Consider the following 12,006-nt stretch of genomic DNA (forward strand, 5'->3'; position numbering starts at 1 on the left):
CTATGATCAAAGGTTTATTACGCTTTATTATTGCTGTTATCTTCATTCTTTCAGGCTTTGTAAAGGCTGTGGATCTGGTAGGATTTTCTTTCAAAATGGAAGAATATTTTGCACCACCGGTTTTCAATATGCCGTTCCTGGAAAAATTCGCGCTTCTCTTCTCGATCATTGTGGTTGTACTGGAGCTTTTCCTAGGATTTATGCTGTTGCTGAAACTGAAGCTTAAGTTCACTCTTTCAGCGTTAATTGCCCTTTGTATCTTCTTTGGATTCCTTACTTTTTATTCTGCTTACTTCAATGTGGTAACAGATTGCGGATGTTTTGGAGATGCGATAAAGTTTACGCCATGGCAGAGCTTTATTAAAGACATTGTGCTTCTTGCCGGTCTCATTATCCTGTTTATCCTTTACAGAAAGGAACTCCGTAAAAAAGACGAATACAGCAGTACTGGTACGAAAGAATCTTCCAACAAGTTCAGATATGTTCTGTTAGGCCTTTTTTCTGTGATCATGGTTTACATTATGGCTCAGGGAATCATGCATGAACCGCTAATCGATTTCCGGGATTATAAGATCGGGACGAATATAAAAGCTGAAAAGGAAAAGATCAATAAAAATCCTTCAGAATACAAGACTTTTTACTCTCTTAAAAACCAGAAGACGGGGGAAGTTTTAAAGGTTAATCAGGACGATTATATTAAAGAAACAAAATACTGGGCAGAGGGTTCTCCATGGAAAATTGAGGAAGGAAAAAATGAATCTGTTTTGACGAAAGAAGGGTATAAATCAGAGATCGTAAAATTCAAAATTGAAGATCCAACGGGCATGGATTTGACGGATGAAATCATCAATGCACCGAAAGCTGTTCTGGTATTCTCTTATCACCCAAAAGAAGTTTCTGCTGATCTTATTAAAAAAGTTGAAGCTAAAGTGAATGCTCAAAAAGGAGCTGTGATCTATGGTGTTTCTACGGATCATAACACTTTTAAAACCATTAAAAATGCTATGATGGACGCAACAGCTATCAAAACAATCGCAAGAAGCAATCCGTTTATACTGATATTGGAGAAAGGGAAAATTGTGGACAAGCAACCTGCAAAAGATTATATAAAATAAGGCCATGGAAAAGAATTTGAGATATATTAACGAAAATTACATTACTGAAGATAATATATGCGCTGTAGCAGGTATTACCAAAGATGAACTTAATATACTTATTCAAAACCATTTAGTTCCGGATGCCTCTTATGTGATTTCTCAAAATATAAAAATCACTTCATCTCTGAACGATGAATTCCAAAGCGAGATCACTGAAAAATATTTCAGTAAAAATTGTATTCAACTGATTCAGGAACATAAAAATCTGGAGAATTCTCTACAATATAAAGCTGAATTTAAAGAGAAATTCATTCGTGACTTAATGAAGCATCCCGATAAAAATTTTGCTTATCATCATATTTCGGAAAATGATCTTGAAGATCAACAAAAGATAAATGAAATTTTTGAGGATGAATGGGATGCTTATTGTAAAGGTATTTATGGAATCTGTACTCTCCATTCAACTGAAGAAGAAATCGTAAGAAAGGAAATTATTGTAAAGAAACTCATCCAATACAACTCCCTGTTTTCTCAAAAGACACTTAGCAATGATGAAAAAGAGGAGCTAATGAAATTAAATGAAGAGTTTAACGAAGTAGCTTCAAAATTTGCACCTTATCAAAGGGAAGCAAGCAGCAGAGGAAAATATCTCGATAAAATTTTAGAACAAAATAATTTAGATCATTTAATAAAGAATTACTAATATGCAAAAATCAAATAAATCAATCGCCGGCTATCATCTTTTAATGATTCTTTCTTCTGTAGACGGAGAATTTGCTCCTGAAGAAGGGATGCTGATTCAACAGTATATGGCGGACGAATTTCCTTTCAGAATGAATCTTGACAATGAACTGGAAACCCTGGCTCTTTTACAACCTGAAGAATGGAAAGACCACTTTGAATTCCACGCAAGATGTTTCTTTGATGATTCTACAGCCGAGGAGCGCGTAAAATTCGCAGAATTTGCTAAAACACTGATCAAAGCTGACAATAAAGTCACCGATGAAGAGCATACTTTCTACAAGCTTCTGAAAAATCTGTGGAATTTGGCATAAGTCCATACCAAAAAAGCAAAATATACTATGAAAAAATTTTATCTGGGAATATTAATTATGAGCGCATCTACGATACAATCTCAAAAATTTCCTGCCCTTAAAGCTCCGATCGCTGAAAAGCAGGAACATATCCGGGAAATTCATGGTGATAAAGTAAACGATCCCTATTACTGGATGATCGATTATTTTAAAAAGGGAAAAGATTCCACGAAAGTCGTTGATTATCTGAAAGCCGAAAACAATTACTGGGAAGGCATGATGAAAGACACGGAACCCTTCAGGGAAAAGCTTTTCCAGGAAATGAAAGCCCGCATCAAGGAAAAAGATGAATCTGTACCTGTTTTTGAAAACGGATACTATTATTATACCCGTACAGAAGCCGGAAAACAATATTTTAAATACTGCAGAAAAAAGGGAAGCCTTACCGCTCCTGAAGAGATTCTTCTGGATGTGGATAAGCTTGCGGAAGGACATGCTTATTATTCTGCAACAGGCTTCAGCATCAGCCCTGACAACAGTAAACTGGTATATGGTGTTGATGATGTTTCCAGAAGGCAGTATACTTTATTCTTAAAGGATTTAAAGACCGGGAAAACGACCGATCTTGGCATTAAAAATACAGAAGGTTCCGCAGAATGGGCCAATGATAATAAAACCATTTTTTACACAGAGAATAATCCGGTAACCCTTTTGTCTGAGAAAATCAAGAAACATACGCTGGGAACCGATCCAGGCAAAGATGTGACAGTTTACGAAGAAAAAGATAAGACCAATTATATTTCAGTATATAAATCCAAAAATCACAAATACCTTCTGATCTATTCCGGTGCTACCACTTCTTCTGAAACGAGATATCTTGATGCTGACCAACCCAACGGAACATTCAAGGTTTTTCAGCCGAGAATGAAGAATGTATTGTATACGATCACGCCTTTGGAAGACAAATTCCTGATCAGAACGAATAAGGATGCGCTTAATTTTAAAATAGCGGAAACTCCTTTGGATAAGACAGGTGTAGAGAACTGGAAAGATTTCATTCCGCACAGAAGCGATGTTTTAATGCAATCTGTAAGTGCCTTTAAAAATTATCTGGTTTTCAGTGAAAGACAGAACGGGCTTACCCAATTGGTTATTTATGACAGAAAGACCGGTAAAAAGGAAGCACTGACATTTGAGGAGCCGGCTTACACCATTTCTTCACTGGAAAATCCTGAATATGATACAGACAATTTCCGTTTCGGGTATACTTCAATGATTACGCCTGTTTCTCAGTTTGAGCAGGATTTAAAGACTGGTAAAAGAATATTACTGAAACAGCAGGAAGTTCTTGGTGGTTATGCTAAAGATGATTATACTACTGAAAGACTTTTTGCAACGGCAAAAGACGGTACGAAAATTCCAATCTCCATTGTTTATAAAAAAGGATTCAAGAAGGATGGAAACAGTCCGCTGCTTCTTTATGCATATGGATCTTATGGAAGCTCGATGGATGCTTCTTTCAGCAGTACTAGACTGAGTCTTCTGAACAGAGGTTTTGCTTTTGCCATCGCTCACATCCGTGGCGGACAGGAAATGGGAAGACAATGGTATGAGGACGGAAAAATGATGAAAAAGAAGAATACTTTTACCGATTTCATCGATGCCGGAGAATATCTTGTTAAGGAAAAATATACCTCACCAAAACATCTTTATGCACAGGGCGGCAGTGCCGGAGGCCTTTTGATGGGTGCAGTAGCGAACATGAGCCCGAATTTATGGAATGGCGTTATTTCGCAGGTTCCATTCGTTGATGTTGTCAATACCATGCTTGATGAAAGTATTCCGCTGACTACCAATGAATATGATGAATGGGGAAATCCGAATAATAAAGAGGCATATTTCTACATGAAATCATATTCCCCCTATGAAAATATTGAAAAGAAAAACTATCCTAACATTTTGGTAACTACAGGGCTGCATGATTCTCAGGTACAGTATTTTGAGCCTGCAAAATGGGTATCCAAGCTTAGGGATATGAAAACTGACAAAAACGTATTATTATTAAAAACTGATATGGATTACGGTCACGGTGGAGCATCGGGAAGATTTGATTATCTGAAGGATATTTCTCTGGTGTATGCTTTCATGTTTAAACTAGAGGGAATTACTAAATAATATCGTGCAGATTATTACTTAATAAATTTGCAATATAATATCAACAAATAACATTTTAATAAGACTATGAGAAGAAAAATAGTTGCAGGAAACTGGAAAATGAATAAAAATGTCATTGACGCACAACAGTTGATGATTCAATTACTGAGCTATAAAAACAATAACACCACCAACTGCGAAGTATGGATTGCGCCGCCTTCTTTATATCTGATGATGGCTAAAGATATCTTCGAAAAGGATGAGATCGGTGTATTTTCTCAGGATATGAGCGAGCATGAAAGTGGTGCTTATACCGGTGAACTTTCTGCAGATATGCTGGAATCTATTGATGTAACCGGTTCACTGATCGGACACTCTGAAAGAAGACAGTACCACGGTGAAACAGATTCTCACTGCAACAGAAAGATAAAATTAGCGCTTGATAAAGGTCTAATTCCCGTTTATTGTAATGGTGAAACGCTTGAGCAGAGAAAAGCGGGACAGCATTTCGAGGTGGTGAAAAACCAGACTGAAGTTGCTCTTTTCACGCTTTCTGCGGAAGAGATCAAAAAAGTGGTGATCGCTTACGAACCGGTTTGGGCGATCGGAACAGGTGAAACAGCTTCTCCGGAGCAGGCCCAGGAAATCCACGCACATATCAGGAGTATCATCGCTGCAAAATACGGACAGGAAGTTGCTGACGAGGTTTCTATTCTTTACGGAGGTTCTGTGAAGCCGGATAATGCCAAAGAGATTTTTTCTCAGCCTGATATTGATGGTGGATTAATCGGAGGTGCGGCTTTAAAACTGGAGGACTTTTCTAAGATTATTGAGGGATTCAATTCATAGGTTTTGACTAAAGTCCATTCCTATTTAATTTAAAAATATACAATCAAAAGCGGCGGCATCTTCGATGCCGCCGCTTTCTTAAAAAAATCTAATTATTGAATATCGACTACATACATTGTTCCTTTGTCTACTTTCCCTGTTTTAGGAAGAATCTTGGCTTTTGGATTTCCGTTTCCGTCATCTAAGATTCCAAAATCATCATCATTGAAGACGGCCAGTTTATTATTTCCCAAATAAACGATTCCTTCAAATTTATCATGCTCATATCCTAATTTTGCCACCAAATCCACGGCTAAAATTTTGGACACCGGCTTGATTCCAGCATTTGTAATTTCATCCCAGGTAGACTGTTCTAAAGTTTTATTGTTAATCTTCATTCCGTCAACGGCTGTAATATCGGTTCCGTTTACATCTGAAGCGCCGGCTATATTAATCCTGTATACTTTTTTAGTGCCACCCTGCGAACCGTAATTCCCATCTCTTTCGATCACCAGGAATTCTGTACTGCTGATGGCTGTAATATCACATACCGAGTCTGAAGCACCGCCATTTTGTTTATACAGATACTGTTTCGTTTGTCCCGTTGAAATATCGAAGGTTACAATTCTTGTTAAAGTTGTATTGGTTGCCAGAGCCTTTGTTGGGACATACATGGTAGACTGTATTGTTCCTACCAGTGTTTTTCCGTCCGGAGTGATGCACAAGCCTTCCATTCCTCTGTTAGCTCTTCTTTTGGCTAAAACGGCAGGAAGTTTACGTGGTCCTGTATTGACTCCTATCGGACTTATCCTTTCCAGTTCTACCCCATCTGCATTGTAGTGAACAATATGTGGTCCATATTCATCCGAAACCCAGAACGTTCCGTCTGCTGCTGCCACAATACTTTCGCTGTCCAGTCCGTAATTATCTGTTCCTAAAACATTTCCTGATGAATCATAGGCCGTTTCACCAGTACTTCCCATTCCTGCAGGATTGGGTAAGCCTGTAATCGGTTGGCCGGAAGGATTCTTAAGTTTAATATATTTAATGACCTCGATATTTCCTTCTGCATTGATCTTAAAATGCATGATGGTAGGCGTAAAATTCGGGGCCGGAAATTTCTTCCCATTCAGGTAGTCTGTATTCGGGCCACGATCGGTGATCACATAAAACTCTCCTTTTCTGGTCGGATGTGCCGCTGCACCTGAACCAAAGCCGCCGTTAATTACATCTACACCATTGACCGTTACTAATTTGGAGAAAGGAAATTCCTGGGGAAGTTTAGCATAATTGATATCCTGGTTATTCATCTGGTTGTCATCATCTTTACATGATGCAAGCGCTGTGAATACGATCGCCGATAACAGCAGTTTTTTCATAATTACTTTTATGCCGCGAAAATATACATTGATTGTAAACTGATCTTGAATTTAATAATAATTGTATTTTAACAATATGATCTAAAGAGTATTCATTGTTAATCGTTTTTAACCACCCCATCAAAAATTCTCTGAATTTTTGCCACCCCTCCAGTGGAAGGGAATGTGATCCGACGAATTTTTCGTCAATATCAAAATCTTTGATTTTCATAAGAATTAAGTGATCTTTTCTTCAAAGCTTTTAAACTTAAAACAACTAAAGTGTTTAAAAACTTTTGTCTCTTTTGTGGTAAAACAAAAAAACGCACCGAATCAGTGCGTTTTCAATTATTCCTAAAAAGGAAATTATTTTTTCTCTGTAGATCTCTGTAAAACTTCGTCTACCATTCCGTAGCCTTTTGCTTCTTCAGAAGTCATCCAGTAATCTCTGTCAGAAGATTTCTCTACCCATTCGTAAGTCTGCCCTGAGTGGTGACCAATGATTTCGTAAAGTTCCTGCTTCAATTTCAACATTTCTCTTAAGTTGATCTCCATATCTGAAGCTACTCCCTGAGCACCTCCTGAAGGCTGGTGAATCATTACTCTTGAATGCTTAAGCGCAGAACGTTTTCCCTTTTCTCCTGCTACAAGTAAAACCGCTCCCATTGAAGCTGCCATTCCTGTACAGATTGTAGCCACATCCGGCTTAATGATCTGCATTGTGTCATAGATTCCTAAACCTGCATAAACGCTTCCGCCCGGAGAATTAATGTAGATCTGGATATCTTTCGATGGATCTGCACTTTCTAAGAATAAAAGCTGTGCGGTTACGATGTTTGCAACCTGATCGTCAATTCCGGTTCCTAAGAAGATAATTCTGTCCATCATCAGACGCGAAAATACGTCCATCTGGGCAACGTTTAATCTTCTTTCTTCCATGATATATGGCGTAAGATTCGTTGGACCATACATTCCCATATACTGATCGGTAACCAGACCGCTGTTTCCTAAATGTTTTACAGAGAAATCTCTGAAGTCTTTTTTAATGTCCATATTTCTATTATGTATTATTAAATATTTTTTTCGAAGTTTAAATTACAACTTTTATTCCTAAAATTTTATAGGACTTTTTGTCACAGAATAGTCGTCTGATCATCAGTATTATGTCTGTAAATTTATCGTTTCCTATCAATGTAGATTCCTTTGATCGGTGAATATTCAATAATATTGCTCAATCTGATAGATGCTTGTTTCAACAGGGTAATCTTTTTAATCAGTTCATAATATTTTGTCTCATCAGAGCCTCTGTATTCATCCAACTGTCGTGCTGTTTCTTTAATCAGATAATCTATATACCTGTATTTGTGCAACAGAACATCACCTTGCACCTGTTCTGCTATTTTGTCGCCGTAATTGGGAGGATAAATGTTTCTGGAACCCCAGTTCTCCAATTCATCAGGAGGCATCAGAGCATCCACTACTTTAGTGGTGATCTCTTCATCCATGAATGTCACAAAAAAGTTCCCGCTTCTCAGCTCGTCTTTCTGAATACCTTCCTTTACCTGATCAATGATAATTTCATTGCCTTTTACTAAAAAACTGTACTGCTCTTCTTCAAAATGCATCAGGATTTCTTCAATAACCGTGATCTGGTATTCCTCATTTTTTTCATTGGTTCTTTTCAGAACGATATCTCCGAACATCAGCATATGGTCTACAAGTTTGCTTTCCATAAACAGAACATCGTACAGATAAGGATCTTCCTTTTCTTCATTCAAAGGCACAATCTCCAGTTTTGGCTGAACCTTTTCTTTCTGTTGCTGAACATGCTGATGCTGGTTCTGTGTGATCTGTTTCTGAACATCCAGCTCATTGAAAAGACTCTGCTCCGAAAGTCCGAATTTATTGGAAACCTCCTTCAGATAAACTTCTCTTTTTAAAGCATTCTGAACGAAACCTACGGATTTTACAATATCTCTGATCGCTTCAGCTTTTTTAATCGGATCATTTCCGACTTCCCTTAAAAGAATTTCAGCTTTAAAATCAATAAAATCCTTCGCTTCATTTTCAATGAATTTCTCAACATATTCCTGCGGATGTTTTCTGGAAAAAGAATCCGGGTCATCACCATCCGGAAACAGCAGGACACGGATATTCATACCTTCGGTCAGAAGCATGTCAATACTTCTGAAACTGGCTTTGATCCCCGCATTGTCGCCGTCAAAAAGAATCGTTACATTCTCAGTAAGTCTTTTGATGAGTTTGATCTGCTCTGTTGTCAGAGACGTTCCGGAGCTCGCCACTACATTCTCGATCCCTGCCATATGAAGGGCAATCACGTCCATATAACCTTCTACAAGAAGGCAGATATTTTTTCGTGAAATAGCCTGTTTACTCTGATTTAAGCCATAAAGTACATTAGACTTATGGTAAATTTCCGTTTCCGGAGAATTCAGATACTTGGCCGTTTTGACGTTATTTTTAAGAATTCTGGCTCCGAACCCTAAAACCCTTCCCGAAAAACTGTGAATCGGGAAAATAACCCTTTCCCGGAAACGGTCGATCCCGGAAGGTGTATTCTCAGGAAATATGGAAAGTCCTGATTTCTCAAGGATTTCCTTCGAATACCCTTTTTCTTCAGCATACACTGTAAAGGCATTTTTCTTTTCCGGTGAATATCCGAGCTGGAATTTCTTTATGATATCATCCTTAAGCTCACGTTCTCTGAAGTAAGCCAGACCAATACTTTTTCCTTCTTCCGAATCCCAAAGAATATCCTGATAATAGGAGTTGGCAACCTCATGAATTTTATACAGCTGATCTTTTTCCGTCTGTGCATGTTTTGCCTCTTCAGAAAATTCCCGCTGATCTTCTTCAATTTCAATTCCATACTTTTTAGCGGCGTGACGAAGGGCTTCAGGATAGGTGAAATTTTCGATTTCCATAAGGAAAGAAATGGCCGTTCCCCCTTTTCCTGTTGAGAAATCTTTCCAGATCTGCTTGCTTGGCGAAACGACAAAACTCGGAGATTTTTCCTCATGAAAAGGACTGAGTCCTTTAAAATTAGACCCGGCTCTTTTCAGCTGAACGTACTCTCCCACTATTTCTTCTACCCGTATCGTTGAGAAAATTTTATCTATGGTCTGTTTGGAAATCATAGTGTAAAAATAAGTAAATTTATAGAGATGGAGAAAGTGTTTTGCATTCGAGTCGGAGTGTTTTAGAGTTGGAGTGTAGGAGAGTTTTAGGGTTTTGAGAGTTTTTCAGAGTTTAACAATGACTATATTAAATATGAAAAACAAATATTTCTACAATTAACAAACAAAAAACCATATTTCCCACAACAACCCGCCACTCTATCATATTCCCACACTCCCACCCTAAAACTCTCCCACTCTCAAACCTTCCCAGTCTCCAACTAAATTGCTTATTTTTGCACAAATTACTTTTATGCAGTTCACTATACAAGAGATCAAAGACTGGCAGGAAGTTGTCGATAAGATTATTCCTGACTTAAAGCATAACATTCTTCTTTTAAAGGGAAACCTGGGTGCAGGAAAAACAACATTTACTCAGTTTCTTCTTAAAAATATGGGAAGTAATGATGAAGTCAATTCTCCTACCTACTCTATTGTCAACGAGTACAGCACACCGGAAGGAAAAATTTATCATTTTGACCTTTACCGTTTAAAAAACATTGAAGAGGCGTACGACATTGGCATCGAAGAATACCTGGATAATGCTTTTTTATGCATCATAGAATGGCCGGAAGTGTATGAAGAAGAGCTCCACGGGCTTAACTACCACACAATGAGCATCGTGAATACAGGGGACGAAAGAGAAGTTTCATTCGAGTAAATATTATGTATCTTTGCTTATTAATTCATTGTAAAATAACAACCTGTAAGACCTAATTTAATTAAAGAATGAGTACTACAAATATTTTTACTCCTTTCACTGAAGAAGAATTGATGCCGAAGGAAGAAAAGTTGGAGGTTATAAAGAAAGGAAAACAGTTCAGCATTGGAATTCCTAAGGAGACCTGTCTTAACGAAAGGAGAACATGCATTACTCCGGATGCAGTACAGGTATTGGTAGAACACGGTCACGAGCTTATTATAGAAGCAGGTGCCGGAGAAGGTTCTTTTTTTACAGATCTTCAGTATTCTGAATCCGGGGCAAAGATCACCAATGATCCCAAAGAGGCTTTCGGACAGGATCTTATCTTAAAGGTCAACCCTCCTACAGAAGAAGAAATAGACTATATGAAACCCAATACGTATTTGGTTTCAGCTCTTCAGATCAACCTGAGGGACAAAGATTATTTCTTAAAACTTGCAGAGAGAAAGATCAATGCCATTGCTTTTGAATTTATCGTAGATGAGTATAAGCAGCTTGCCTTAGTAAGACTGATCGGTGAAATTGCAGGGACAGTTTCTATTTTATACGCGTCAGAACTTCTTGCTCTGTCAAACGGCTTAATGCTGGGTGGCATTACAGGAGTAAGACCGGCAGAAGTTGTTATTTTAGGAGCCGGTATCGTAGGCGAATTTGCCACGAAAGCTGCTATCGGGCTTGGAGCCAGTGTAAGGGTTTTTGATAATTCACTTTCAAAGTTGAGAAGGCTTCATACCTTAGTAGACAGCCGTGTTCCGACTTCCATTATTGATCCGAAAGAATTGAGTAAAGCTTTAAGACGTGCAGATGTTGTTATCGGTGCTCTTCCAAGATTGAATATGACCCCGATCGTTACTGAAGAAATGGTCGCAAAAATGAAAAAAGGAAGTGTAATTATTGATATTACGATCGACAACGGCAAGGTAATCGAAACCTCTGAGCTTACGACCATGGATAATCCTTATATCATCAAACACGGCGTAATCCACTGCGGACTTCCGAATCTTACGTCCAGAATGCCGAGAACGACAACAAAAGCTATTTCCAATTTTTTCCTTTCCTATATCCTGAATTATGATGAAGAAGGAGGTTTCGAAAATATGCTGATCCGCAAAAACGAAATGAAGCAGAGCCTGTACATGTACAAAGGAAGACACACCAAAAAAGTGATCTGCGACCGTTTCGGACTTACTTACCATGATATCAATCTTTTAATTTTCTAATGAAAAAAGTTAAATTCTTTTTAATAGGCCTTATTCCGGGTCTGATTCTTGTATTTTTTATTCTAAACAAAAAAGGGGCGAGCTGCAGCGGATATCTTCCCAACAGCCGTGTGATTGCAGAAACCCTGTCCAAAGAATTCAAGTATTCTGAAGACGTTAAAAACGGGATGAGTACGTATAAAATTGATGAAAAATTTATAAAAGACAGTATCATTACCAAAGGAAAAATAGATTTCGACAGAAGTCACGCACAGAAGAAGCCTTGTCCTGACTATGTTCTGACCTATCCTGAGAAAAATCCTTCTTATGAGATCACCTTTGAAAAGTGTGAGGAAACGGTTAATGTAAACAGTCTGAAAAAACTGAAATAATCCTAAAGATCTTTTACTAAATTTGTAGAAGATCATTAAAGCTA

Annotated in this window: 11 protein-coding genes; 8 read left to right on the top strand and 3 right to left on the bottom strand. The window is 38.0% G+C overall.

What is annotated here, in order from left to right:
- Positions 1–2 precede the first annotated feature (2 nt).
- From ACTJIV_RS09665 to tpiA, 5 genes are all read left to right on the top strand, one after another.
- Positions 3–1,115: a BT_3928 family protein gene (locus tag ACTJIV_RS09665; protein WP_440627110.1), complete on the top strand. Its 1,113-nt coding sequence runs from the start codon at positions 3–5 to the stop codon at positions 1,113–1,115.
- A 4-nt stretch (positions 1,116–1,119) separates the two neighbouring features.
- Positions 1,120–1,800 (top strand): DUF6058 family natural product biosynthesis protein, encoded by a 681-nt coding sequence (locus ACTJIV_RS09670; RefSeq protein ID WP_440627112.1) that lies wholly within the window; start codon positions 1,120–1,122, stop codon positions 1,798–1,800.
- 1 nt (position 1,801) lies between these two features.
- Positions 1,802–2,152, top strand: coding sequence for a TerB family tellurite resistance protein (locus ACTJIV_RS09675; protein ID WP_223558645.1), 351 nt, complete (start codon positions 1,802–1,804; stop codon positions 2,150–2,152).
- A 27-nt stretch (positions 2,153–2,179) separates the two neighbouring features.
- Positions 2,180–4,306 (top strand): S9 family peptidase, encoded by a 2,127-nt coding sequence (locus tag ACTJIV_RS09680; RefSeq protein ID WP_223558644.1) that lies wholly within the window; start codon positions 2,180–2,182, stop codon positions 4,304–4,306.
- A gap of 66 nt (positions 4,307–4,372) precedes the next feature.
- Complete coding sequence (gene tpiA, locus ACTJIV_RS09685; RefSeq protein WP_111956156.1) at positions 4,373–5,134, top strand: triose-phosphate isomerase; 762 nt, start codon at positions 4,373–4,375, stop codon at positions 5,132–5,134.
- A gap of 92 nt (positions 5,135–5,226) precedes the next feature.
- Here the strand turns inward: tpiA and ACTJIV_RS09690 are convergent, their stop codons facing one another.
- The 3 genes from ACTJIV_RS09690 to dnaG form a co-directional block, all read right to left on the bottom strand.
- Positions 5,227–6,492 (bottom strand): esterase-like activity of phytase family protein, encoded by a 1,266-nt coding sequence (locus tag ACTJIV_RS09690; RefSeq protein ID WP_440627115.1) that lies wholly within the window; start codon positions 6,490–6,492, stop codon positions 5,227–5,229.
- 345 nt (positions 6,493–6,837) lie between these two features.
- The gene (gene clpP / locus ACTJIV_RS09695) at positions 6,838–7,524 is read right to left on the bottom strand and encodes an ATP-dependent Clp endopeptidase proteolytic subunit ClpP (protein WP_047487818.1); all 687 of its coding nucleotides are present in this window, start codon (positions 7,522–7,524) and stop codon (positions 6,838–6,840) included.
- Positions 7,525–7,646: 122 nt separating this feature from the next.
- On the bottom strand, positions 7,647–9,629 hold the full coding sequence (dnaG, locus tag ACTJIV_RS09700; RefSeq protein WP_111956152.1) for a DNA primase: 1,983 nt from the start codon (positions 9,627–9,629) through the stop codon (positions 7,647–7,649).
- A gap of 292 nt (positions 9,630–9,921) precedes the next feature.
- Between dnaG and tsaE the strand changes: the two genes are divergently transcribed.
- The 3 genes from tsaE to ACTJIV_RS09715 all read left to right on the top strand — a co-directional run bounded on the left by tsaE (position 9,922) and on the right by ACTJIV_RS09715 (position 11,962).
- Positions 9,922–10,329, top strand: coding sequence for a tRNA (adenosine(37)-N6)-threonylcarbamoyltransferase complex ATPase subunit type 1 TsaE (gene tsaE / locus ACTJIV_RS09705; RefSeq protein ID WP_111956150.1), 408 nt, complete (start codon positions 9,922–9,924; stop codon positions 10,327–10,329).
- A gap of 68 nt (positions 10,330–10,397) precedes the next feature.
- Complete coding sequence (locus ACTJIV_RS09710; protein ID WP_111956148.1) at positions 10,398–11,591, top strand: alanine dehydrogenase; 1,194 nt, start codon at positions 10,398–10,400, stop codon at positions 11,589–11,591.
- Positions 11,591–11,962 carry a hypothetical protein gene (locus ACTJIV_RS09715; RefSeq protein ID WP_111956146.1) on the top strand — a complete coding sequence of 124 codons (372 nt, stop codon included), beginning with the start codon at positions 11,591–11,593 and terminating at the stop codon, positions 11,960–11,962. The genes ACTJIV_RS09710 and ACTJIV_RS09715 overlap by 1 nt, the downstream gene beginning before the upstream one ends.
- Positions 11,963–12,006: the final 44 nt, after the last annotated feature.

This window comes from Chryseobacterium sp. 22532 (assembly GCF_052044665.1).
GTDB lineage: Bacteria > Bacteroidota > Bacteroidia > Flavobacteriales > Weeksellaceae > Chryseobacterium > Chryseobacterium lathyri.